18 protein-coding genes are annotated in these 25,489 nt (G+C 64.5%); 12 read left to right on the forward strand and 6 right to left on the reverse strand.

What is annotated here, in order from left to right:
* Nucleotides 1-139: 139 nt before the first annotated feature.
* From E8Q40_RS10620 to E8Q40_RS10665, 10 genes are all read left to right on the forward strand, one after another.
* Entirely contained in the window at nt 140-5,365 is a 5,226-nt protein-coding gene (locus E8Q40_RS10620) for an alpha-2-macroglobulin (RefSeq protein ID WP_137044455.1), read from the forward strand.
* Nucleotides 5,362-7,413, forward strand: a complete 2,052-nt coding sequence (pbpC, locus tag E8Q40_RS10625) for a penicillin-binding protein 1C (RefSeq protein WP_137044457.1) — start codon at nt 5,362-5,364, stop codon at nt 7,411-7,413. Before E8Q40_RS10620 ends, pbpC begins: the two co-directional genes overlap by 4 nt.
* A 130-nt stretch (nt 7,414-7,543) precedes the next feature.
* A complete protein-coding gene (locus E8Q40_RS10630; protein WP_137044459.1) occupies nt 7,544-9,265 on the forward strand; it encodes a glycosyltransferase family 39 protein in 1,722 nt (573 codons plus the stop codon).
* Nucleotides 9,266-9,273: 8 nt separating this feature from the next.
* Nucleotides 9,274-10,104 (forward strand): phosphatase PAP2 family protein, encoded by an 831-nt coding sequence (locus tag E8Q40_RS10635; RefSeq protein WP_168197800.1) that lies wholly within the window; start codon nt 9,274-9,276, stop codon nt 10,102-10,104.
* Between the two features lie 103 nt (nt 10,105-10,207).
* Complete coding sequence (locus E8Q40_RS10640) at nt 10,208-10,936, forward strand: glycosyltransferase family 2 protein (protein WP_137044462.1); 729 nt, start codon at nt 10,208-10,210, stop codon at nt 10,934-10,936.
* Between the two features lie 64 nt (nt 10,937-11,000).
* Nucleotides 11,001-11,330: a lipid-A-disaccharide synthase N-terminal domain-containing protein gene (locus tag E8Q40_RS10645; protein WP_137044463.1), complete on the forward strand. Its 330-nt coding sequence runs from the start codon at nt 11,001-11,003 to the stop codon at nt 11,328-11,330.
* Between the two features lie 356 nt (nt 11,331-11,686).
* The gene (locus E8Q40_RS10650; protein ID WP_137044465.1) at nt 11,687-12,700 is read left to right on the forward strand and encodes an amino acid ABC transporter substrate-binding protein; all 1,014 of its coding nucleotides are present in this window, start codon (nt 11,687-11,689) and stop codon (nt 12,698-12,700) included.
* Nucleotides 12,701-12,883: 183 nt separating this feature from the next.
* Complete coding sequence (locus tag E8Q40_RS10655; protein WP_137044466.1) at nt 12,884-14,074, forward strand: amino acid ABC transporter permease; 1,191 nt, start codon at nt 12,884-12,886, stop codon at nt 14,072-14,074.
* A gap of 10 nt (nt 14,075-14,084) precedes the next feature.
* On the forward strand, nt 14,085-15,251 hold the full coding sequence (locus E8Q40_RS10660) for an amino acid ABC transporter permease (RefSeq protein ID WP_246663069.1): 1,167 nt from the start codon (nt 14,085-14,087) through the stop codon (nt 15,249-15,251).
* A 77-nt stretch (nt 15,252-15,328) separates the two neighbouring features.
* Entirely contained in the window at nt 15,329-16,105 is a 777-nt protein-coding gene (locus E8Q40_RS10665; protein ID WP_137044468.1) for an amino acid ABC transporter ATP-binding protein, read from the forward strand.
* A 98-nt stretch (nt 16,106-16,203) separates the two neighbouring features.
* Here the strand turns inward: E8Q40_RS10665 and sseA are convergent, their stop codons facing one another.
* From sseA to E8Q40_RS10680, 3 genes are read right to left on the reverse strand one after another with little or no spacing between them, the layout of a single operon-like run.
* The gene (sseA, locus tag E8Q40_RS10670; protein WP_137044470.1) at nt 16,204-17,055 is read right to left on the reverse strand and encodes a 3-mercaptopyruvate sulfurtransferase; all 852 of its coding nucleotides are present in this window, start codon (nt 17,053-17,055) and stop codon (nt 16,204-16,206) included.
* 54 nt (nt 17,056-17,109) lie between these two features.
* On the reverse strand, nt 17,110-17,829 hold the full coding sequence (locus E8Q40_RS10675; RefSeq protein ID WP_137044472.1) for an alanyl-tRNA editing protein: 720 nt from the start codon (nt 17,827-17,829) through the stop codon (nt 17,110-17,112).
* A gap of 35 nt (nt 17,830-17,864) precedes the next feature.
* On the reverse strand, nt 17,865-18,899 hold the full coding sequence (locus tag E8Q40_RS10680; protein ID WP_137044474.1) for a cysteine synthase A: 1,035 nt from the start codon (nt 18,897-18,899) through the stop codon (nt 17,865-17,867).
* A 298-nt stretch (nt 18,900-19,197) separates the two neighbouring features.
* On the opposite strand from E8Q40_RS10680, the gene E8Q40_RS10685 reads away from it, so the two are divergent.
* Nucleotides 19,198-20,430, forward strand: a complete 1,233-nt coding sequence (locus tag E8Q40_RS10685; protein ID WP_137044476.1) for a GGDEF domain-containing protein — start codon at nt 19,198-19,200, stop codon at nt 20,428-20,430.
* A gap of 126 nt (nt 20,431-20,556) precedes the next feature.
* Nucleotides 20,557-21,735 carry a cobalamin-independent methionine synthase II family protein gene (locus E8Q40_RS10690; protein WP_137044478.1) on the forward strand — a complete coding sequence of 393 codons (1,179 nt, stop codon included), beginning with the start codon at nt 20,557-20,559 and terminating at the stop codon, nt 21,733-21,735.
* Between the two features lie 92 nt (nt 21,736-21,827).
* Here the strand turns inward: E8Q40_RS10690 and E8Q40_RS10695 are convergent, their stop codons facing one another.
* The 3 genes from E8Q40_RS10695 to E8Q40_RS10705 all read right to left on the reverse strand — a co-directional run bounded on the left by E8Q40_RS10695 (nt 21,828) and on the right by E8Q40_RS10705 (nt 25,385).
* The gene (locus tag E8Q40_RS10695) at nt 21,828-23,192 is read right to left on the reverse strand and encodes a nicotinate phosphoribosyltransferase (protein ID WP_137044479.1); all 1,365 of its coding nucleotides are present in this window, start codon (nt 23,190-23,192) and stop codon (nt 21,828-21,830) included.
* Between the two features lie 120 nt (nt 23,193-23,312).
* Nucleotides 23,313-24,662, reverse strand: coding sequence for a cell wall metabolism sensor histidine kinase WalK (locus E8Q40_RS10700; RefSeq protein WP_137044481.1), 1,350 nt, complete (start codon nt 24,660-24,662; stop codon nt 23,313-23,315).
* Between the two features lie 12 nt (nt 24,663-24,674).
* Nucleotides 24,675-25,385, reverse strand: a complete 711-nt coding sequence (locus E8Q40_RS10705) for a response regulator (protein ID WP_137044483.1) — start codon at nt 25,383-25,385, stop codon at nt 24,675-24,677.
* Nucleotides 25,386-25,489 lie beyond the last annotated feature (104 nt).

Here is a 25,489-nt window from a genome sequence, read left to right on the forward strand (position 1 = left end):
GCACAGCAGTGGGAAAGGCGCCGGCCTAGCGTAATTTCCGCGCCCCTGCGCCGTCCGCCATGTCCTCGACACCATCCGGCGCTGCAATGATAGTGGGTTCGAATCCCTTTGCCCGGATTCCCCTTGGGAGGCTTTCATCATGTCACGGCCGCTGCGCGCTGGTTTTGCCGGTGCACTGACCGCTGCGTTCCTGGTTCTTTCAGCTCTGGGCGCGACCGCCGCCGACAAGGCCTACACCAATCCCGATCTCGACCAGGCTGCGATCACGCTCGAAGAGCAGATCAAGCAGGACGCCGGCAACGTCACCAAGACGCCGCAGGTGCTGCGCCGCGAGGCCGACGCTGCCTTTGCGAAAAAGGATGCGCGCAACGGCATGTTGCTGCTCGGTCAGTTGGTCACCGCCGCGCCGAACGACGCCGATGCCTGGCTGCGGCTCGCCCGCGCCGTTTTGCAGATTCGCGCGCGCGACCCGAACGAGCAGGCAACGCTTTACGAACGCGCCACCACGGCCGCCTATGTCGCCTATACGCGGGCGACGCAGCCGGCGGCCGAGGCCGACGGCCTTGCCGTGCTCGGCCAGGCCTACGCTGCCCGCAAGGAGTGGCGTCCGGCGCTCGATACGATGCGGCTGGCGTTGCAATTGCGCGAAACCGCCGAGCTGCGCGGCCAGTATGAGCGGCTGCGCGTCGAGCATGGTTTCCGCATGCTCGATTACAGCGTCGATTCCGACGCGGTGTCGCCGCGCGCCTGCTTCCAGTTCTCCGAGGTGCTGCCGGAAAAGCGCACCGACTTCTCACCCTTCGTCGCCGTCGCCGGGCAGGACAGACCGGCGATTTCGGTTTCCGACAAGCAGCTCTGCGTCGACGGTCTCAAGCATGGCGAGCGCTACGCGATTACGCTCCGCGCCGGCCTGCCGTCGACCGTGCACGAGACGCTGACGCGCACCGCCGAGTTCACGGTCTTCGTGCGCGACCGCAAGCCGCTCGCGCGTTTCTCCGGCAAGGCTTACGTGCTGCCCAAGACCGGCCAGCGCGGCATTCCGGTGCTCAGCGTCAACACCTCGGCGGTCAAGCTCACGGTCTATCGCATCGGCGACCGCAATCTGATCGACACCGTGCTGGGCTATGACTTCCAGCGTAATTTGAGCCCCTATGAGGGCGAGCAACTCGGCTCCGAACGCGGCACCAAGGTGTGGAGTGGCGAACTCGCCGTCGAGCAAAAGCTCAACACCGAAGTCGTCACGGCCTTTCCTGTCGACGAAGCGCTGCCCGACCTCAAGCCCGGCGTCTATGCCATGACGGCGACGCCGAAGGATGCGATCGCCGCCAACGACTACGAGCAGGCCCCGACGCAGTGGTTCATCGTCTCCGACTTCGGCCTGACCGCCTATTCGGGGCAAGACGGCATCGACGTCTTCGTGCATTCGCTGGCCAGCGCCCAGCCGCTGAATGGCGTCGAAGTTCGGCTGATGGCGCGCAACAACGAGACGCTGGCGACCAAGACGACGGACTTCAACGGCCGCGTTCATTTCGAAGCCGGCCTTGCGCGCGGCGAGGGCGGGCAATCGCCGGCGGCTGTCGTGGTATCCGGCAAGAACGACTATGCATTCCTGAGCCTCAAATCGAACGCCTTCGATCTGTCCGATCGCGGCGTCGCCGGCCGCGCGACGCCAGCCGGGCTCGATGCTTTCGTCTACACAGAGCGCGGCGTCTATCGCAGCGGCGAGACCGTGGCGGTCACAGCGCTGCTGCGCGATGCGCGCGGTGTGGCAGCTCCGACTGTGCCGCTGACGCTCGTGGTCGAACGGCCCGACGGCGTCGATTACAAGCGGGTTGTGGTGCCGGATCAAGGGTTGGGAGGACGCAGCCTCGAAGTGCCGATCGTCTCGACCGCTTCGACCGGCACCTGGCGCGTGCGCGCCTATACCGATCCGAAGCGCCCGGCGGTCGGCGAGACCACCTTCATGGTCGAGGACTATGTGCCCGACCGCATCGAGTTCGACCTGACCACCCAGGCCAAGGCGATCCCGCGCAAGGGCTCGATCGATCTCACGGTCGACGGCCATTTCTTGTACGGCGCCGCGGCGTCGAACCTCGACCTCAGCGGCGCGGTGACGATTCAGGCGGCGGCCGAGCGTGCCGGCTTTCCCGGCTATCGCTTCGGTCTTTATGACGAGCCGGCGACGCCGGACCGGCAGGAACTCACCGACCTGCCGCAGACCGACGACAAGGGCAGGGCGACCGTGCCAGTCGAACTTGCCAATCTGCCGGACACGACGCGTCCGCTCGAGGCGCTGATTGCCATCGACATGCTGGAGTCGGGCGGGCGCGGCGTCGAGCGCAAGCTGACACTGCCGGTGGCACCGGACGGCGACATGATCGGCGTGAAGCCCAACTTCAATGGACTGTCATTGGCGGACGGCGCCAACGCCGACTTCGACGTCATCGTCGCGGCGCCCGACGGCGCGCGGCTCGAGCGCAAAGGCCTGAAATACGAATTGCTGCGCGTCGAGACCACCTATCAATGGTATCGCCAGAACGGCCAGTGGAACTACGAGCCGGTCAAGCGCACGCAGCGCATCGCCAATGGCACCGTGGACGTTTCAGCCGCCCAGCCGGGCAAGCTGTCGCTACCGGTCAATTGGGGCCGCTATCGCCTCGAAGTGACCGACGGCAGCCCGAACGGCATGATCACCTCGCTGTCGTTCGATGCCGGCTTCTATGCGGAATCGAGCGCCGACACGCCAGATCTGCTCGAGGTCGCGCTCGACAAGCCCGGCTATGCCTCGGGCGACATCATGAATGTCGCGGTGACGGCGCGCAGCGCCGGCCGCCTGACGCTCAATGTGTTCACCGACAAACTGGTCATGAGCCAGTCGCAGGATGTGACTGCGGCCGGAACCGTGAAAGTCGCGATGCCGGTCGGCAAGGACTGGGGCACGGGCGCTTATCTCGTTGCCACCTTGCGCCGCCCGCTCGATGCGCCGGCGCAGCGTATGCCCGGCCGGGCCATCGGCGTGCAGTGGTTCAATATCGACCGCGCTCAGCGCACGCTCAATGTTGCGATGACCTTGCCCGGCATGATGCGACCTGAGGGCGCGCTCAACATCCCGATCAAGATTGGCGGCCTGGCCGCCGGCGAACAGGCGCGTATTGTTGTCGCCGCCGTTGACGTCGGCATTCTCAACCTCACCAATTACAAGCCGCCGGCGCCGGACGATTACTATCTCGGTCAGCGCCGGCTGACGGCCGAAGTGCGCGATCTTTACGGCCAGCTCATCGACGGTATGCAGGGTGCGCGCGGCCAGATCCGCTCCGGCGGCGACATGGGTGGCGCCGAATTGTCCGGCTCGCCGCCGGCGCAGGCGCCGCTCTCGCTCTATTCGGGCATCGTCACGGTTGGCGCCGACGGCACCGCCAATGTCTCGTTCGACATCCCGGCCTTCGCCGGCACAGTCCGCGTCATGGCGGTAGCCTGGAGCAACGACAAAATCGGCAAGGCTTCCGGCGATGTCGTGGTGCGCGACCCGGTGGTGCTGACGGCGACTTTGCCGCGCTTCCTGCGCACGGGCGATCGCGGCACCGTGCAGGTCGAGCTCGACAATGTCGAAGGCGCGGCCGGCGACTACAAAGTGGCTGTCGATACCGCCGGCTCGGTCAAGCGCGAAGGCGACATGCCGCCGGCGCTGACGTTGGCCGCCAAGGCGAGGGGCCGTCTGTCGGTACCGGTTTCGGCCTCGGGGTCCGGCGCCAGCACGGTCGTGGTCAATGTCGAGGGCCCGAACGGCTTCAAACTGGCGCGCAGCTACAATCTCGATGTGCGGCCGGCGACGCAGATATTGACGCGCCGCACCGTGCGTTCGCTCGCCAAGGGCGAGACGCTCACTCTGTCGAACGACGTGTTCGCCGATTTCGTGCCGGGCACCGGCCGCGCCGGCCTGTCGGTCGCGATCTCGACCTCGCTCGATGCGGCGACCTTGCTCAATCAGCTCGACCGCTATCCGTTCGGCTGCTCCGAGCAGATCGCCAGCCGCGCCGTGGCGATGCTGTATATCAACGATCTCGCCGCGCAGGCGCGACTCGCGCCCGACGGTGACGTCGATGCCCGCATCAGGGACGCCATCGCGCGGCTGACCGCGCGGCAGAGTTCGAGCGGTTCGTTCGGGCTGTGGTCGGTCGGCGGCGGCGATCCGTGGCTGGACGCCTACATCACCGACTTCCTCACCCGCGCGCGAGAGAAGAAGTTCGAGGTGCCGCAAACTGCGATGACGCTCGCCATCGACCGGCTGCGCAATTACGTCGCCACCGCGCCGGAGCCGGACAAGAACGGCGGCCGTGAACTGGCCTATGCGTTCTATGTGCTGGCGCGCAACGGCGCGGCGCCGGTCGGCGATCTGCGCTACATTGCCGACGTCAAGCTCGGCGCACTGGCGACGCCGATCGCCAAGGCGCAAGTAGCCGCCGCGCTCGCCATGCTGGGTGACAAGGCGCGCGCCGACCGCGTCTATCGCGCCGCGCTCGACGCCATCCCGGTCAAGCCGGCGCTGGAGAGCAGCCGCGAGGACTTCGGCTCGGCCTTGCGTGATGCCGCGGCCCTGGTGACCCTCGCCTCCGAAGGTCACGCGCCGGCGGCGACGATCACGCAGGCGGTGGCGCGCATCGACAGTGCGCGCGCCGCCATCAAGCAGACCTCGACGCAGGAAGATGCCTGGCTGGTGATGGCGGCGAAGGCGCTTGCGGGCGAGCTCAATGCCATCGCGCTCAATGTGAACGGCACGGCGCAGAAGGGCGCTTATTATCGCCGCTTCAACCCGGACCAGCTCTCAGCGCCGTTCCGCGTCACCAACAGCGGCGACGGCGCAGTGCAGGTCGTGGTCTCGGTGTCGGGCGCGCCTTTGACGCCGGAGCCTGCGGCCGAATCCGGCTTCAAGCTCGAGCGTAATTTCTACACGCTCGCCGGCGAGCCGGCCGACCCGTCCAAGGCGAAGCAGAACGACCGCTTCGTCGTCGTGCTCAAGGTGACCGAGCCGCAAGTGCAGTTCGGCCGCATCATGGTGGCCGATTATCTGCCGGCCGGCTTCGAGATCGACAATCCGAAGCTGGTGTCCTCGGGCGATACCGGCTCGCTCGGCTGGATCGCCGACGGTGCAGCGGCGGCGAGCACGGAATTCCGCGACGACCGCTTTACCGCGGCCTATGAGCGGCGGCCGGATAACGACAAGCCGGTGTTCACCGCGGCCTATGTGGTGCGCGCGGTGTCGCCCGGCCGCTATGTGCTGCCGCAGGCCAAGGTCGAGGACATGTATCGGCCGGATCGCTTCGGCCGCACCGCGACCGGCACCGTGGAGGTCACGGCGGCGCGATGAAACGCGTCAAACTCATCGTTGCAGCGTTCGCCAGCGCGGTTGCGCTGGCCGCTATCGCATGCGCTGTATGGGTTTACGCGCTCGGTCCGGCGCCGCTCGGCAAGGACATCGAACTCTCCCATGTCGTGCTCGATCGCGACGGCCGCCTGCTGCGCGCTTACGCGACCAAGGAAGGCCGCTGGCGGCTGCCGGCGAGCGTCGAGGATGTCGATCCGCGCTTTCTCAAATTGCTTTACGCCTACGAGGACAAGCGCTTCCTCAACCATCACGGCGTCGATCCGCTGGCCATGCTGCGCGCGGCCTGGCAGCTCGGCTCTACCGGACAGATCGTGTCGGGCGGCTCGACCCTCACCATGCAGGTCGCGCGCCTGCTTGAGCCGCGCGAGCACCGCACCTTCACCGCCAAGCTGCGGCAGGTGACGCGCGCGCTGCAACTCGACTATGCGCTGTCCAAGCCGGAAATACTGTCGCTGTATCTCACGCTGGCGCCCTATGGCGGCAACCTCGAAGGCATCCGCGCTGCTTCGCTCGCTTATTTCGGCAAGGAGCCGAAACGGCTGACTTTGGGTGAAGCGGCGCTGCTGGTGGCGCTACCGCAGTCACCGGAGTCGCGGCGGCCCGACCGCCATGCCGACCGCGCGCAGGCCGCGCGCGACCGTGTGCTCGACCGCGTCGCTTCCGCCAGCGCAGTGCCGCGCGACGAGATCGCCCGCGCCAAGGTTGAAGCGGTGCCGCAGGTACGCCGGCCGATGCCGGTGTTCGCGCCGCATTCCGCCGACCGCATCGTTATCTCGGAACCAGATCAACGCATCCACAGGCTGACCATCGACCAGCCGCTGCAGGCCAAGCTGCAAATCCTGGCGAAGGAACGCGCCGAAGCGCTGGGGCCGGACATCTCGGTCGCTATCCTCGCCGTCGATAACCAAACCGGCGAGGTGAGAGCGCGTGTCGCCTCATCCGATTACTTCGATGCGCGCCGCGCCGGCCAGGTTGATATGACGGCGGCGCTGCGCTCGCCGGGCTCGACGCTCAAGCCGTTCATCTACGGCCTCGGCTTCGAGGACGGCCTCATTCATCCCGAGACGTTGATCGATGACCGGCCGCAACGTTATGGCGGTTACACGCCGGAGAATTTCGATTTGACGTTCCAGGGCACGGTCACCGTGCGCCGCGCGCTGCAATTGTCGCTCAACGTGCCGGCCATTGCCGTGCTCGACAAGGTCGGCGTCAACCGGCTGAGCGCGCGCCTGACGCAGGCCGGCGCGGCGCTGGTGCTGCCGTCGGGCGAAGCGCCGGGCCTCGCCATGGGGCTCGGCGGTGTCGGCGTGACGCTGAACGATCTGACCATGCTCTATGCCGGGCTGGCGCGCGGCGGCGAAGCCGCGCCTTTGATCGAGCGCGCCGGGCAGGCGGGCGGCAGTGCGCGGCGGCTGCTGGATCCGGTCGCGGCCTGGTATGTCGGCAATGTCCTCGTCGGCGCGCCGCCGCCGGAAAATGCGCCGCATAACCGGCTCGCCTTCAAGACCGGCACCTCTTACGGCTATCGCGACGCCTGGGCGGTCGGTTTCGACGGCCAGATGACCATGGGTGTGTGGGTTGGGCGGCCGGATGGCGCGCCCGTGCCGGGGCTGGTCGGGCGCTCGGCCGCGGCGCCTATCCTGTTCGATGCTTTTGCCCGTTCCGGTGCCACGCCGGTGCCACTGGCGGCTGCGCCCAAGGGCGCGGTTTTCGCCGCTTCCGCCAAGTTGCCGCCCCCGTTGCAGCGTTTCAGCGGCTCGGTTTACGGCGCCGCAGCGGAGCCACCGCGGATCATGTTCCCGCCGCACGGAGCCCGCCTCGAACTGGCTTCCGGCGGCGAACCCGATCCGCTGGCACTGAAGATCGCCGGCGGGGCGGGTCCGCTCACGGTCATGGTCAATGGCGTCCCGGTCGGCGCCCCAGGGCACCGCCGCACCCTTTTCGTGAGGCCTGACGGCCCCGGATTCGTCCGCCTGACCGTCATGGACGCCCGCGGTGCGGCCGACAGCGTTGTGGTCCGATTGCAATAGTGCGCAGAAACCGGTAATCGCGCGACCAATCGCGCCGTTCCGTGCCATGACAGCGCGCTTTCCGCCCATTATGGTGCGGCGCAAGTGTGGAATTGTCCACGCTCGAAAACCCGGTCCCGCATCAAGGCCCATGAGTACGACCACCGACGACGCGCCGTCATCGCCCGCGCCGGCGCGCGGCCTGTCCGCGGTGCTCGATGCCGCGACGGCGACGCATGCGCGCGCGATTGCGCTGCTGCTGGTGGTGTCGTTGCTCGCCTTTCTTCCGGGATTTTTTCAGATTCCGCCGGTTGACCGCGACGAGGCGCGCTTCGCGCAGGCCTCCAAGCAGATGCTCGAACGCGGCGAGTATGTCGATATCCGCTTCCAGGACGAGGTCCGCTACAAGAAGCCCGTCGGCATCTACTGGCTGCAGGTCGCGTCGGTGAAGGCCGGCGAGGCGCTCGGCGTTCGCGACGCGCAGACCACCATCTGGCTGTATCGGATTCCCTCATTGCTCGGCGCCATCGGCGCCGTGCTCGTGACTTACTGGGCCGCGCTAGCCTTCGTCGCGCGGCGCACCGCGCTGCTCGCGGCGCTGATGATGGCGACGTCGATCCTGCTGGGTGTCGAGGCGCGGCTCGCCAAGACCGACGCCATGCTGCTCTTCATGAGCGTCGCGGCGATGGGCGCGCTCGCCCGTATCTATCTCACGACGCGGCGAAACGCGTCCTACAGGATCACGTGGCGAATGCCGGCGCTGCTGTGGACCGCGATCGCGGGCGGTGTCCTGATCAAGGGGCCGCTGGTTCTGATGTTCGTCGTGCTGACGATGCTGGCGCTCGGTATCGCGGATCGCTCGGTGCGCTGGATGCGCGAGGTGCGACCGCTTACCGGCTTCCTATGGATGCTGCTGCTGGTGGCGCCATGGTTCATCGCCATCGTCATGAGATCAGGCGACGACTTCTTCATGAAGTCGGTCGGCGACGACATGCTCTCCAAGGTGACCAGCGGGCAGGAGGCGCACGGTGCGCCGCCCGGCTACTACTTCCTGCTGTTCTGGATCACCTTCTGGCCGGGATCAGTACTTGCCGGTCTTGCGGCGCCGACCATCTGGAAGGCGCGGGCCGAGCCAGGCGCGCGTTTCCTGCTCGCCTGGGTGATCCCGTCTTGGATCGTGTTCGAGGTGGTGATGACAAAGCTGCCGCACTATGTGCTGCCGCTTTATCCGGCCATCGCCATCTTGATCGCTGGGATCGTCGAGAAGAACGTGCTATGGCGCAACAAATGGATCGAGCACGGTACCATCGGCTGGTTCCTTTTGCCGAGCGCGATCGCAATCGCGGTGCCGATCGTCTTCGTCATGATGAGCAAGGACCTCGGCTTGATTGCCTGGCCGTTTGCCGCTGCTGCGGCGATCTTCGGCCTATTCGCGTGGTGGCTGTTCGCCGTCGATGGCCCCGAGCGCGCCTTGCTGCGCGGCATGGTGTCGTCGATTTTCATCGCGATTACGGTTTTCGCCGTGACGTTCCCGATGCTGCCATCACTGTTCCCGAGCCAATTAGTGGCGCGCGAGGTACGCGCCAAAGGCTGCGTCCATCCGCAACTGGCCTCGACCTATAATTACCAGGAGCCCAGCCTGGTCTTCCTGCTCGGTACCGAAACCAAATTCACCGACGGTCCGGGGGCGGCCGAGTTCCTTCATCAGGGACCGTGCCGCTTTGCGCTGATCGACTCACGCAGCGAACGCGCCTTCGTGCAGCGCGCCAATGCGCTTAATGTGAGCTTCACGCTCGGTAACCGGATCGACGGCTTCAACATCAGCAACGGCAAACGTTTCTCGATGGCCGTCTTTTACTCGGCGGCGCCATGAGTGCGTCGATGACTGCCACAGGCACCACCTTGCAGGTAGTGCAGCGTGTTGCGACCAATATTGTCGCGTCCTTCCGTCGCCTCGCGCGGCCTATCGACTGGCGTAAGGCATTTCCGTGGATCGAGGAGCCGAAGCCTGTTCTGATCGGCGCCGCTGTCGCGCTCGCGGTCGCACTTGCGGTGATGGGCCTGATCGACGCCGGCGCCGCCCGCGTGGCACAGCGTCTACCGGTCTGGCTGCTCGACCTGTTCAATTTCGTCACCGACTTCGGCAAGGGTGCCTGGGTGCTGTGGCCGCTGGGGCTGTTCTATCTGGCGCTCGCCGTGCTGCCGCGCCCGACGACGCGGATGTCACAAGCTGTTCTCGCCGCGGTGATGGTGCGCGCCGGATTCCTGTTCGCGGCGATCGGATTGCCGGGGCTGGTCGCGAGCCTGATCAAGAACATGATCGGGCGGGCTCGGCCCGGCGTGGGCGGCTCCATCAATCCATTTCTCTTCGATCCGTTCCATTGGGCGCCGGCCTTCGCGAGCCTGCCGTCAGGGCATGGAACGACGGCGTTTGCCGCGCTGGCGGCGTTCGGCACGCTGTTTCCCCGCGCTCGGACCGCTTTGCTCGTCTATGGCATCATCATCGCCATGAGCCGCGTTGCCATCCGGGCCCACTATGTCAGCGACGTCATGGCCGGGGCTGCCTTCGGCATTGTCGGGGTGATACTGGTTCGTCGCTGGTTCGCGGCGTTGCATCTAGGCTTCTCCATCGGTCCGGACGGGCACATCGTCCAGTATCCCGGCCCGTCGGTGCGCCGGATCAAAGCAGTTGCCCGCGACCTGCTGGCTTAATAAAGAGCAGCGCCGGGCTTCGGTCAGCAGGCGGGTTTGACGCCGGGGCGGACCGGAGCTCTCAAAAATAGACAGATAAATCAATGCGTTGTGAGCGGCAGAGATGAACAGCAGTGAGCCGGCCGTTACCGTCGTGGTCCCGGTCCGCAATGAGGCTGGCAATATCGCGCCGCTGGTCGCCGAGATTGCCGCCGCGCTGGACGGCAAGGAGCCGTTCGAGATCGTCTATGTCAATGACGGCTCGACCGACGGTACCGATGCCGAACTCCAGCGCCTGATGGCGCTTCATCCATTCCTCCGCCGCGTTCATCACCGCCAGTCCTGCGGCCAGTCGGCCGCGGTGCGCAGCGGTGTTTTCGCCGCGCGGGCGCCGGTCGTGGTCACCATCGACGGCGACGGGCAGAACGATCCGGCCTTCATCCCGGCGCTGCTCAAGGTGCTGCGCGATGGCGCGCCGACCATTGGTTTGGTCGCCGGCCAAAGGCTGAGCCGCAAGGGCGGCTTCAAGCGCTTTCAATCGCGTATCGCCAATGCGGTACGCGGCGCCGTGCTGCGCGATGGCACGCGCGACACCGGATGCGGCCTCAAGGCATTTCGCCGCGACGTCTATCTGCGTCTGCCGTATTTCGATGCCCTGCATCGCTTCATGCCCGCGCTCATCAAACGCGAAGGGTTGAGCATCGGTTATGTCGATGTGATCGACCGGCCGCGCGGCGCGGGTGTGTCGAATTACGGAATGTGGGACCGGCTGTGGGTTGGCATTCTCGATCTCGCCGGCGTCTGGTGGCTGATCCGTCGCCGTAAGAAAATTCCGGACATCATCGAAGACTGATGCGGGTGTCGCGAAGTTGTCATGACGACTTCGCATTCGGCCCTGTGAAAGAGGGAAGCAATCCATGTTGATCGATATCGCGAGCGCCGTCGGCGGCTATCTGCATGACGTTTTCGTCGGCAACGCCGACTGGGGTGTCATCATCGGCTATGTCGCGCAGATTCTGTTCGCCATGCGCTTCGTCGTGCAATGGATTGCCTCCGAGCGCGCCGGCAGGAGCGTGGTGCCGACCGCGTTCTGGGTATTCTCGATCGGCGGCGGTCTGATGCTGCTCGGTTATGCGCTGTATCGAAAAGATCCAGTCTTCATCATTGGCCAGGCCTTCGGCGTCTTTGTCTATATTCGCAACCTGCAATTCGTCATGCGCGGCCGCGGCGAGGGTGCGGCGGCCTGAGAGGCGTGCCGCACGGCCTTCCGACGAAAGAATAATGGCATTCCCCGGATAGCGAATTTGTCGCAGTCGGTTGCTTCTGCACGCGCGGGTTTGAGAAAAAATGATGCAACTCCCTGCTCATTAACAGGCAGGCCGGGTCCGCTTTGTGCAGCGCGAATGTGTTTAAACCCTTGACCTTGCGCCGCAATCGTTCTGTGATGCCGCCAGGAGCACAGCTTGGGGGGATGGCTTCGGGACAGCCATGGCTAATTGCGCGCCACGGTGTCCTTGACGACTTGATGAGGGGAAATGCGAGCCAGCCCTCGATGTATCCCATCGATTCAAAACGATTCAACACGCATGAGTGAGGCTGCACGATGAAACGAGTTCTCAGTATTGTTGCCCTGACGGCCGCTGTATTCGCCGTTCAGAGCGCTTCGGCTCAGACGCTGAAGCAGGTCAAGGACCGCGGCATTCTCAACTGCGGTTCGAACACGGGTCTCGCCGGTTTCGGCCTGCCGGATGCGCAGGGTAAATGGACCGGCCTCGACGTCGACACCTGCCGTGCCGTTGCCGCTGCCGTGCTCGGCGACGCCAGCAAGGTCAAGTTCGTTCCGCTGTCGGCGAAGGACCGCTTCACGGCTCTGCAGTCCGGCGAAGTCGACATGCTCGCCCGCAATACGACCTGGACCTCGTCGCGCGACACCCAGCTCGGCCTGAACTTCGCCGGCGTCAATTATTACGACGGCCAGGGCTTTATGGTCCGCAAGGCGCTCAAGGTGAATTCGGCGCTCGAGCTCAACGAAGCGTCGGTCTGCGTCCAGCAGGGCACGACCACCGAACTCAACCTGGCCGACTACTTCCGCGCCAACAACATGAAGCTCAAGACGGTGACCTTCGCGTCGTCGGACGAGGCCATCAAGGCCTATGATTCCGGCCGTTGCGATGCCTTCACGACCGATGCCTCGGGCCTCTACGCCGAGCGTCTGCGTCTGGCCAACTCGGCCGACCACATCGTTCTGCCGGAAATCATCTCCAAGGAGCCGCTCGGCCCGGCCGTGCGTCACGGCGACGACCAGTGGTTCGACGTCGTCAAGTGGACCTACTTCGCGATGCTGAACGCCGAAGAACTCGGCATCACCTCGAAGAACGTCGACGAAATGCTGAAGTCGAACAGCCCCGACATCAAGCGTCTGCTCGGCGCCGAAGGCAATTTCGGCGAACAGCTCGGCCTGTCGAAGGACTGGGCCTACAAGATCGTCAAGCTGGTCGGCAATTACGGCGAGGTGTTCGACCGTAACGTCGGCGCCGGCTCGCCGCTCAAGATCGATCGCGGCCTCAACAAGCTGTGGACCAAGGGCGGCCTGCAGTACGCGCCGCCGGTCCGCTAACCCGATCGTGCAAGACGCGAGAGGGGCCTGATACTGAACCGCCGCGGACCGGGTCTCCGCGGCGGCTCAGACAGAGTGAGCCAGTGTTTCGGTCGCGGCAGTCTTTGAGGGAAGACCGTTGCGAAAGGAGCCGAGGACACGGGCGAATAAACGGGCTGCGTGAAAAGCCCGGATGAGGGGTAGATGTCGATTGAGTTGAAAGCGGGGTCACCCCCCGCAAGCGTGCCTTTTTACAACGACCCGAAGGTACGGAGCATTGTCTATCAGGTTGCTCTGTGCCTGATTGTCGCCGGGCTTGTTTACGGCGCCGCCTCGAATGCGGTCGAGAATCTGCAGCGCGCCCGCATCGCGTCCGGCTTCGGCTTCTGGGACAACATCGCCGGCTTCGATATCAGCCAAACGCTGATCTCCTATTCCAACACGTCGACCTATGGCCGTGCCTTCTGGGTCGGCCTGCTCAATACGCTGCTGGTCGCCGGCCTCGGCATTATTTTCGCGACCATCCTCGGCTTCATCGTCGGCATTGCGCGGTTGTCGAAGAACTGGCTCGTCAACAAGGCGGCCACCGCCTATGTCGAGATCATCCGCAACCTGCCGCTGCTGCTGCAATTGCTGTTCTGGTACAACGCCGTGCTCAAGGCACTGCCGGACCTGCGCGAGAGCGTGAAAATTCCCGGCGGCATCTTCCTCAACAACCGCGGCCTGTTCCTGCCGGCGCCGGTGACGCAGGCCGGATTCGGCTTCGTCGAAATCGTCTTCTTCCTCGGTATCGTCGGCTCGATCGTCTTTCACATCTGGGCCCGCAAGCGTCAGGAGAAGACCGGCCAGCAGGCGCCGGTGTTTCTCACCTCGCTCGGCCTCATCATCGGCTTGCCGCTGATCGTGTACTTGATCGCCGGCATGCCGCTGTCATTCAACTTTCCGCAGGCCGGACGTTTCAACATCGCCGGCGGCCTCGAAGTGGTGCCCGAGTTCGCCGCTTTGCTGTTCGGCCTGTCGATCTACACCGCGGCCTTCATCGCCGAGGTGGTGCGCGCCGGCATCCTCGCGGTGTCGCACGGCCAGACCGAGGCGGCCTATTCGCTGGGAATGAAGCCGGGGCCGACTTTGCGTCTCATCGTCGTACCGCAGGCGATGCGCGTGATCATTCCGCCGCTGACCAGCCAGTATCTCAACCTGACCAAGAACTCCTCGCTGGCCGTGGCGATCGGCTATCCCGACCTGGTGCAGGTGTTCACCGGGACCGTGCTCAATCAGACCGGGCAGGCGGTGGAAGTGGTTGCCATCACCATGGCGGTCTACCTCACCATCAGTCTCACGACGTCGTTCCTGATGAACATCTACAACAGCCGCATGAAGCTGGTGGAACGGTGAGGGCCGCGTCATGACGATGTCCGAAGGCGATCTCGCCGTTGCCCAGATCAATTTCGTACGAAAAACCACGCTCGAGCCGCAGCCGCCGCCGGCGTCGATGACGGGTGCGGTGGGATGGCTGCGCGAGAACCTGTTCTCGACGCCGTTCAACATCGCGCTGACGATTCTCATCGCACTGTTCCTGGCGTGGATCATCCCCGACATGCTGCGGTTCCTGGTGTTCGACGCCGTCTGGTCGGGCGTCGACCGCGAAGCCTGTCTGATCACGGCCCAGCGCCCGGTCGTGGGTGCCTGCTGGCCCTTCGCCTTCGAGCGCCTGCCGTATTTCATCTACGGCTCCTATCCGATATCCGAGCGCTGGCGCGTCGATGTCTTCTTCGTGATCCTGGCGGTGGCGATCGTCTGGCTGCTGTGGCTCAACGCGCCGCGCCGCGATCTGGGCGTCGTCTATTCCTTCATCGTCACACCGATTGCCTCCTACATCCTGCTGAGCGGCTGGCCGCTGATCGGGCTGCCCAAGATCGACACCGTGTTGTGGGGTGGCGTTCTGGTCACGATCGTTGTGTCCGCCGTCGGCATCGTGTTCTCCCTGCCGATCGGCATCCTGCTTGCGCTTGGCCGCCAGTCGAAAATGCCCGCTATCAAGCTGTTCTCGGTGATGTTCATCGAGTTCGTGCGCGGCGTGCCGCTCGTCACCGTGCTGTTCATGGCGAGCGTGATGTTGCCGCTGTTCGTGCCGGAGAACATCTCGCCGGACAAACTGCTGCGCGCGCTGATCGGTATCGCCATGTTCGCCTCCGCCTACATGGCCGAGGTGGTGCGCGCGGGTCTCGCCGCGATCCCGAAAGGCCAGTACGAGGGGGCGCAGGCCGTCGGCCTCGGCTATTGGCAGATGATGCGGCTGATCGTGCTGCCGCAGGCGCTCAAGATCACCATCCCGAATATCGTGAACACCTATATCGGTCTGTTCAAGGATACGACCCTGGTGTTCATCGTCGGCATCTTCGATCTGTTGCGCACCATCGAGGTGTCGCGCATCGACCCCAAATGGGCGGCGCCGTCCACGTCGCCGACCGGCTACGTGGTGGCGGCGATCTTCTATCTGATCTGCTGCTACGGCATGTCGCGCTATGCGCAGGCGACCGAAAAGCGGTTGCGAAAAGCGGACCGGCGCTGACGAACTGACGGCGCGAGGGTCTTGAGCCTTCGCGGCGAAGCGGAAACGACGAACTGTACTGTCAAAGAGGTGCCGTGATGGCGGAGACCACGCTCAAGATCAAGCCGACGCAATTGTCCAATCCGATTGCGGTCGAGATCATCGGCATGAACAAGTGGTATGGCGATTTTCATGTGCTGCGCGATATCAACCTGCGGGTCAAAGGCGGCGAGCGCATAGTGATCTGCGGGCCGTCCGGCTCGGGTAAGTCAACCATGATCCGCTGCATCAATCACCTGGAAGAACACCAGAAGGGACAGATCATCGTCGACGGCGTCGAACTCACTCAGGATCTCAAGAAGATCGACGAGGTGCGACGCGAAGTCGGCATGGTGTTCCAGCACTTCAATCTGTTCCCGCATCTGACCATTCTCGAGAACTGCACGCTGGCGCCGATCTGGGTGCGCAAAATGCCCAAGCGTGAGGCCGAGGAGATCGCCATGCACTATCTCAAGCGCGTGAAGATCCCCGAACAGGCTCTTAAGTATCCGGGCCAGTTGTCCGGCGGTCAGCAGCAGCGCGTCGCCATCGCTCGCGCGCTCTGCATGAATCCGAAGATCATGCTGTTCGACGAGCCGACGTCGGCGCTCGACCCGGAAATGGTCAAGGAAGTGCTCGACACCATGGTGACGCTGGCCGAGGAAGGCATGACCATGCTGTGCGTGACCCACGAAATGGGCTTTGCCCGTCAGGTCGCCGACCGCGTGATCTTTATGGATGCCGGGCAGATCGTGGAGATGAACACGCCGAACGAGTTCTTCTCGAACCCGCAGCACGAACGCACCAAGCTGTTCCTCAGCCAGATTTTGCACTGAAGTGACGGCATCGGGGTCGTAGCCCGCATGAAGCGAAGCGCAATGCGGGGAAGGTGTCCCGGATTTCGCTGCGCTCATCCGGGCTACGGTCCGAAGAGTCAGTCCTTCGCCACCGGCAGATCCGGCCGGCCGCCCCATTCCGACCACGAGCCGTCATAGACCGGCGGCAGCTTCTTGCCGATGGCCTCTAAGCCCAGCGCCAGGATGACCGCGGAGACGCCGGAGCCGCAGGTGGTGATGATCGGCTTGTCGGTATCGACGCCGGCCTTGTCGAACGCCGCCTTGATCTTGTCCGGCGTGGCGAGGCGGCCGTTATCGATCAACTCGCTCGACGGCACATTGAACGCGCCCGGCATGTGACCGGGGCGCAGGCCGGGCCGCGGCTCCGGATCGCGCCCGGCGAAGCGTCCGGCCGGCCGGGCGTCGACCACCTGGATGTCCTTGCCGTTCAGCGCCATCGACACATCGTCGGTCATGGCGACGGCGCCCGTTGCCATGTCGGCCTTGAAGGACTTGGGTGAGGGCTTGGCTTCGCCGCTTTCGAGCGGCCGGTTCTCGGTCTTCCACGCCGGCAATCCGCCGTCGAGGATGAAGACGTTCTTTGCGCCCATGATGCGGAAGTTCCACCACACGCGAGGCGCCGAGAACAGGCCGACACCGTCGTAGACGACGATAGTATCGGTCTCGGAGATGCCGAGCTTGCCGACAGTCTCGGCGAACCGCGCAGGTCCGGCCAGCATATGCGGCAGATCGGTTGAATCGTCGGCGATTTCATTGATGTCGAAGAACACCGCGCCGGGAATGTGGCCCTGCAGATACTCGGCCTTGCCGTCGCGCTTCATGGTCGTGAGGAAATAGGAGCCGTCCACGATCGCGACATTCGGCTTGCCCAATTCACCCGCGAGCCATTCGGTTGATTTGAGCCATTTGCTGCTGGGTGTTCCGGCCATGTTCGTTTCCTCAGTATCGTCGTCAATGCGCGTTATGCGCAGTTCGTTCCTGAATCAGACTAACGCAATACGCACGCGGCGGTTCTGCTTGCCCTTTTTCTCGATACCGGTAACGGCAACCGTGCCGATCTCGCCGACGCGCCGCACATGCGTGCCGCCGCATGGCTGCAGGTCGAGGCCCTCGATCTCGATCAACCGTACCCGCCCGGTGCCCATCGGCGGCCGGACTGACATCGATTTGACGAGACCCGGATTGGCTTCGAGTTCGGCATCGCTGATCCAGCGGCTGGAGACCGCGGCATCTGTGGCGATCATCTCGGCAATCTTCGCGGCGATGGCTTCCTTGTCGTGGCCGGCGTCGGGGATGTTGAAGTCCGCTCTGCCGTCGGTATTGCCGACCGACGCGCCGGTGATCGGATAAGGCAGTACCACTGACAGTAGATGAAGGGCCGTATGAATTTTCATGCGGCCGTAGCGCGGCTCCCAGTCGACTTCGGCACGCAAGGCGTCGCCGATGCGGATGGGCAAGGCCGCGCTGTCCGCCGGGACATGTGCGATCTCGGTCTTCTGCGCGTCGATATAGACGGCTGTGCTGATCGGCAGCCGCGTGCCGTCACCCAAAATCAGCGTGCCGGTGTCGCCGGGCTGGCCGCCCGAAGTGGCGTAGAAGACGGTGCGGTCCAGCACGATGCCGCCTTGTTCGGTGATTGCGATGACGGTTGCCTCGCAATCCTTCAGGTAGGAGTCTTCACGAAACAGGCAGTCCGTCGGCATCGCGCCCTCACACGCAAATTCTCAAACGCAAATTCTCAAACAAAAGGCGGCTTGATGTCGGTCTTGCGCGTCAGCCATTCCGGCACCGGCAGGTTTTTGGCGCGCAGGAAATCCGGATTGAACAGCTTGGACTGATAGCGCCCGCCGCCGTCGCACAATACGGTGACGATGGTGTGTCCGGGCCCCATATCCTTCGCCAGCCTGATGGCGCCGGCGATGTTCACGCCGGTCGAGCCGCCGACGCACAGGCCTTCGTGCTCGAGCAGGTCGAACACGGCCGGGATCGCTTCGTCATCGGGAATGAGATAGGCCTTATCTACTTTCATCTGCTCGACGATGGCGGTGACGCGCGCCAGCCCGATGCCTTCGGTGATCGAGCCGCCTTCGGTCACGGTCGGCTTGCCGTCCTTGAAATAGTGATACATCGCGGCGCCGCGCGGATCGGCGACGCCGATGGTCACGCCCGGCTTCTTCTCTTTCAGATACATCGACACGCCGGCAAGCGTGCCGCCCGAGCCGACCGAGCAGATAAAACCATCGACCTTGCCGGCCGTATCCTCCCAGATTTCCGGGCCGGTCGAGACGTAATGCGCCTTGCTGTTGTCAAGGTTGTTCCACTGGTCGGCGAAGATGACGCCGTTCTTCTCCGTCTTCCTCAATTCCTCGGCGAGGCGCCGGCCAACATGCTGATAGTTGTTGGGATTGGCAAAGGGCAGGGCTGGCACTTCGATGAGCTCGGCGCCGGCGAGCCGCAGCATGTCTTTCTTTTCCTGGCTCTGCGTCTCGGGGATGACAATGAGAGTTCGGTAGCCGAGCGCAGCGGCGACCACGGCGAGGCCAATGCCGGTGTTGCCGGCAGTCGATTCAACCACCAGGCCGCCGGGGCGCAGATCGCCGCGCTTTTCCGCCTCCAGGATCATCTGCCGGCCGGCGCGATCCTTCACCGAGCCCCCCGGATTCATGAACTCGGCTTTACCAAGGATTTCACAGCCGGTGGCCTCAGAAGCGCGCCGGAGACGGATCAGGGGGGTATGGCCGATGGCGTCGATGATGCCGTTGCGAATTTGCATTCTCATTCCAAGGGTTGGCGGAGCGGCGGTGAGCCTAGTGGAGGCCTCCCGGAGCGGCAAGTTGGGCGGTACCGGGAGGGGATTTTTGCCATTTCGCGAGGTCTTTTGGTGTGAATTGCCTGCGGTGCCATGTTGAGGCGAAAAATCGAAACTTCCTGGCAAGGGGTTCGAAACCATGTTTGCGCTTCGCCACACATTTCAACCGGCGTTCACCAGTTTTTTCCTGGCAAAGCGGTACTTGTGGGAGGGGGCCTGAACAGAGCTGACGGTCCCGCCTGAGTACGGGGCGCCACCACCGATGAACCTCGACGTCAATACGCTGTTTCTGGTCACGATCTATGTGGAAGCAATCCTCGGATTGCTGCTGCTGTTCGCGTGGGCCCAGAACATGGCGATCCGCGCTGTCGCCTGGTGGGGCTTCGCCCATCTGATCCGCGCGGCCTCCATCGTCCTGTTCGGCATGTACGGATCGGCCCCGGACTTCATCACCATCGATCTGGCCAACTCGCTTCTGTTCACTGCATTCGCCATCACCTGGACCGGCGCACGGGTATTCGATGGCCGGCCGGTCGAACCGGTGTATCTCGTCACCGGCGCGGTGCTGTGGCTGCTCGTCAGCCGCCTGCCGGCGCTCACCGATGCCATCGAGGCGCGCTCTCTGATCGCATCCGGCATCATCACGACATACACGTGGTTGACGGCATGGGAGTTCTGGCGCGGCCGCAAGGAGCAACTGGTTTCGCGTTGGCCCGCTATTTTCATGCTGTTCGCGCATGGTGCGCTATTCCTGTTGCGCACGCCGATGGTGGCGATGCTGCCGTTCTCCATGACCGCCGACAAGATGTTCGGCAGCGTCTGGTTGACCGTTTTGAGTTTCGAGGCGTTACTGTTCACAATCTCCATCGCCTTCATCCTGCTGGCGATGGCCAAAGAGCGCACCGAACTGCGCCACCGTACCGCGGCGATGGTCGATCCACTGACCGGCATCGCCAACCGCCGCGCCTTCCTGCACGACGCCGCCGAGATGGCCAAGCGTCATATCGCCAATCCTCGTCCCGCGGCGGTCATGCTCGTCGATCTCGACCACTTCAAAACGATCAACGATCGTTTTGGCCACGCCATTGGCGACCGCGTCCTGGAGGTGTTCACCGCCACGGCTACGAAAACCATTCGTCCGAGCGACCTGATCGGCCGTATCGGCGGCGAGGAATTCGCCGCGGTGCTGTACGACATCAAGTCCGTCGAGGCGGTGGCGGTCGCTGAGCGCATGCGCGAAACCTTCGCCCATGTCGCGCAGTCGGTGGACGGCCGGCCGGTCAACGCCACCGTGAGCATTGGCGTTGTGCACTGCGATGGCGACGTGTTGGATATTGCCGAGCTGTTGTCGCAAGCCGATCACGCGCTGTATTTCGCCAAGGAGAATGGCCGCAACCGCGTCGAAGTCGCTTCGCTCGAAATGATGCTCAAGCGCAACGACGACGCCATGGGGCCGCTGGCCGGGCCGGATCAGATTCAGGCCAGCGCCGCCTAGGCGCCACGTTCATAGCGGCATTGCGCGCGATCGATGGGCAGACGCCTCTGCCCACCGTTGCAATTCGTCGCGCGACGCCGCATAGCCTTGTCCTCAATGATGAGTCATAAGGGCAGGCAACGTTCCATGAAGCGCAGCACCGACCGCATTCTCACCACCCATGTCGGCAGTCTGATCAGGCCGCCCGATCTGCAGGAGTTCCTGCGCGCGGTGCAGGGCGGCAAGTCCTATGACGAGACGGCTTACCAAAAGTGCCTCACCGACAGCGTCGCCGCGGTCGTGAAGCAGCAGGCCGACACCGGCATCGACGTGCCGAGCGACGGCGAATTCGGCAAGTCGATCTCCTGGGCGCAATACGCGCTGACTCGCCTGTCGGGCTTCGAGCGGCGTCCGATCAAGGAAGACAAGGCCAATCCGTTCAAGCGCGGCGCCGACCGCACGCGCTTCGCCGAGTTCTACGCCGAGCTCGACGCCAAGGAGGCGGTGTCGACGACGACCGAGGCCATCTGCACCGGCCCGATCTCCTATAGCGGCCTTGGCGAGCTGCAGCGCGACATTGCCAACTTCAAGGCTGCGCTTGGCAAGGTGAACGTCGCGGAAGGCTTTCTGCCGGTCGCTGCGCCGGCCAGCGTCATCCCGGATCGCAAGAACGAGTTCTACAAGACCGACGAGGAATTGCAGGCCGCGATCGCCGCTGCCATGCGCACCGAATACAAGGCGATCATCGACGCCGGCCTCGTCGTCCAGCTCGACGATGCGCGCTCCGCCGTTACCTATGATCGCATGGTGCCCCCTGGCACTTTCGACGATTACAAGCGCTGGCTGGAAAAGCAGATCGAGATCATGAATGAGGCGGTCAAGGGCCTGCCGCAGGAGCAGATCCGCTATCACGTCTGCTGGGGCTCGTGGCCGGGCCCGCATGTGTCGGACGTGCCGCTGAAGGACATCGTCGACATCATCCTCAAGGCCAAGGTCGGTGCCTTTGTCATCGAGGGCGCCAACCCGCGCCACGAGCACGAATGGAAGGTCTGGAAGAACGCCAAGCTCGACGGCCGCGTGCTCATTCCCGGCGTCATCAGCCACGCCACCAATGTGGTCGAGCATCCCGAACTGGTGGCCGAGCGCATCGTGCGGCTGGCGCATCTCGTCGGGCGGGAGAATGTCATCGGCGGCACCGATTGCGGCTTCGCCCAGGGCCCGTTCTACCGCCGCGTCCACCCGAGCGTGATGTGGGCAAAGCTCGAAGCGCTGGTGGTGGGTGCAAGGCTGGCAACGCAGGAATTGTGGGGCAGGGCGGCGGCTTAGCGACAACCTCGCCAAACCGTTCGTCCCCGCGAAGGCGGGGACCCATCTTCAGGCATGAACTGGGCTCCCGCTTGCGCGGGAGCGAACGGAGTTTATGACGAGCTCTTCGTCCTCTCATCCGCTTCCTTCGCCAGCGCGACGAGTCTGTCCGATACCTTCACGGGATAATCCGCACCCGGCTGCAATTGCCGCAGCGGTTCGGGCAGGCGGGCAAGATCGCGCGCGGCGCGCTCGCGGATTTGCGCCAGCGTCGGGGCGGACCCAAGACGTTTGCCGCCGCGCATGACCTGTTCGATCAGCGGCTCGCCTGCTTGCGTATCGGTCTCGACCGACAGCACGTCGCCGTTCATGCGGCCGTCGGCGCCGTAAGAGCGCCACACCTGCTTGCGGCCGGGCCAAGTCTGCTTGCCTTCGGACAATTTGCGCTTCGGCGTGCCCTTATATTCCTGCAGCTTGTAGGCGCAGTCGAGCGACGGCGCGTCGATCGAGGCATCGAGATTGACGCCAATGCCGAAGCCGTCGATCGGCGCGCGCTCCTTCATCATGCCCTGCAGAACATCCTCATTGATGCCGCCGCTGACCAAGATGATGACATCCTTCAACCCGCCTTCATCGAGAATGCCGCGCACCTTGCGCGCCGAGGCGATGAGATCGCCGGAATCGATACGCACGCCCCGAATGACAGTGCCATCGGCCTTGAGCCGTGGCGCCAGTTCGACGACTTTACGCGCGCCGGCCTCGGTGTCGTAGGTGTCGATGAGGAAGATGACGTCGTTCGGCCGCGCCCGTGCGAAGGTCTCGAACGCCGACAGTTCGTCGTCATGCACCTGGATATAGGAATGCGCCATGGTGCCCATCACCGGGAGGCCGTAGCGCTGACCCGCCACCACGTTGGCGGCGCCGGCAAAGCCGGCGATATAACTGGCGCGTGCCGAATACAGGCCCGCCTCGGCGCCATGCGCGGTGCGCAGGCCGAAGTCGGACAGCATCTTGCCCGGTGCGGCCAGCACCATGCGCGCCGCCTTGGAGGCGATCAAAGTCTGGAAATGCAGGATGTTGATGAGCCGCGATTCCACGATCTGCGCCTGCGGCAGCGGCGCGGTGATGCGGATTAGCGGCTCATTCGGGAAACACACCGATCCTTCCGGGATGGCATGGACGTCGCCGGTGAAGCGGAAGACCTTCAGATAATCGAGGAAGTTGTCGCGGAAACGTCCGGTGCCCTTGAGCCAGTCGATGTCCTGCGGCGTGAAACGCAAAGTTTCGATGTAGTCGAGCGCGTCCTCAAGCCCGGCCGCGAGCAGAAAGCCGCGCCGCGCCGGCAGCCGCCGCACGAAGAACTCGAACACGGCTTCGCCGGTCTCGCTTTTGTCCAGGTAGGCCTGGACCATATTGAGTTCGTAAAGGTCGGTGGTCAGGGCGCTGACCGCTTGTGTCGGAAGCGAAGTGATTGTCATCAAGATTTCACGCGTGAGAGTGGCTGTCGGTTACGAGGCGGCGGACCTTTGCACAAAACGTCAGCCGTTGCGACGCCGGACAAATTCGTTTGCAATCAAACGCTATCCGTCACCGCACGTTCACTTGTCGACGCGCGGCAGGGTGACGGTGACACGGGTGCCGCCGCCGGGACGATCCTCGATCGCGGCAGTGCCGCCAAGGCTTTCCACGATCTGCTTGACGATGGTGAGGCCAAGGCCCGCACCGCCCTTGTCGCGGTTGCGCGAGGCTTCCAGCCGGTAGAACGGCTCGAACACGCGCTCGCGTTCCGCCGCGGGAATGCCCGGACCGCGATCCTCGACCCACAAAGCGACGTCCTGCGGCCCTGCCTCTAACGACACCTCGGCGCCGCCGCCATAGGCCACGGCATTGTTGACCAGATTGGCGACGACGCGGGCCAATCCGGCGGCGCTGCCGCGCACCTGGATTGGTCCGGTGTCATCGCTAAGGCTCACGGGCCGTCCTTGCGCGCGCAGCGTGTCGCATTCGCGCCGGACAATGGCGGCAAGGTCGACCGGCTCGGGCGGGGCGCCGGCGAAGGACGCGCGCGCAAAAGCAAGGGCATCGTCCATCAGTGCCTGCATGTCATCGAGATCGGTCTCGGCCTTGCGGCGCTGCTCGCTGTCCGGAAGCAGTTCGAGGCGCAGCCGCAGCCGCGTCACGTAGGTGCGCAGGTCGTGACTGATCGCGCCGAGCACGATGGTGCGGTTGCGCACCAAATCGGCGATGCGAACTTGCATGGCGTTGACGGCGCGTGTCAGGCTGCGCAGGTCGGGCGCGCCGCGCTCCGTGACGGGTTGCGGCTCGATGGCGGTGCCGAAACGCGACACCGCATCGGTCAGTTCGGACAGCGGCTTTGTTTCGCGCCGCACCGCGATGATGGCGATCAGCGCCACCACGAAACCGAAGATGCTGGCGAGCAGGCCAGCCGGAATGCCCAGCACGCGCAATGTCATTTCGCCGCCGGCTTCGACCTCAAGCACGCTGCCGTCCGTCAGCCCGACGATGGCGCGCACGCGCGCGCCGACAAGGTCGCGTAATCGGGTGACCTTCTGGCCGCCGCGGTCCGAATTGGTCACCAGCGACAGTGCCACGAGGCGATTGTCCGGCGGCCCGATCAGCGTCTTCAGGCGCTGTTCGCGGTCCGACAGCAGCGCGCTGCGGTCGAAATCCGCCGGCGGCTGGGCATGGATCTCGGCAGAGAAACGGGCGTTGCTGACGGCGCGCAGGACCAGGCCACGTTCCGGCGCGGGCACGCGTTCGAGCGCCTGAGTCAGCGCCGCGATCTGGGCGAGGAGCGGGGTCTCCGAGAACTGGCCGGCATTGCGCCGGTACTCGGCGATGAACACGCCCGCCATCAGGAGCTGCACCAGAACGATGGCGCCGACGATGATGAGGACGAGACGGCTGGCGATGCGAATGCGGCCCATGATGTTCCGCCGTCAGACCGGCGCGACGTCGGAGGTGAACAGATAGCCGCCGTTGCGCACGGTCTTGATGATCGTCGCCGCCTTGTCATCGGCGCCGCTCAATTTGCGGCGCAGCCGGCTGATCGAGACGTCGATGGTGCGGTCGAACGGATCGGCGCTGCGGCCGCGCGTCCAGTCGAGCAACTGGTCGCGCGAGAGAACACGCTTGGGCCGTTCGAGGAAGCAGGCCAGCAGTTCGAACTCGGCGGCCGTGAGGTCGATTGCCGTGCCGTCGAAGGCGAGGCTACGGGCATCGAGGTCCGCAATGAACCTGTCGAAGGTGACGCGGCGCGACGGCGGCGCGGTCGCGGCCGGACGGTCGGTCCGGCGAAGCACGGCGCGGATTCGCGCGAGCAATTCGCGCGGATTGAACGGCTTGGGCAGATAGTCGTCGGCGCCGAGTTCGAGGCCGACGATGCGGTCGATGTCGTCGGACTTGGCGGTCAGCATGAGGATCGGGAGATCGCCCTTCGCCCGCAGCCGGCGGCAGATCGACAGGCCGTCCTCGCCGGGGAGCATGATGTCGAGCACGACGAGATCGGGACGTTGCGCGGCGAGCGCACGATCCATCGCCACGCCGTCCTCGGCGCAGATCGGGACATAGCCCTCGCGGTCGAGAAAATCGGCGAGCAGCGAGCGGATCTCGCGGTCGTCTTCGACGATCATGATGGTCTGGCCGGTCATGGGCGGCACTTTATGGGGCCGGCGCCGGGCGGCAAGAGGGCGGTTGCCGGGGTTACAAAACGTTACAAGATAGGCCTTTCCTGAAATCTTCGGGCAAAGCGCCG

Source organism: Pseudolabrys sp. FHR47, from assembly GCF_005153485.1.
GTDB lineage: Bacteria > Pseudomonadota > Alphaproteobacteria > Rhizobiales > Xanthobacteraceae > Pseudolabrys.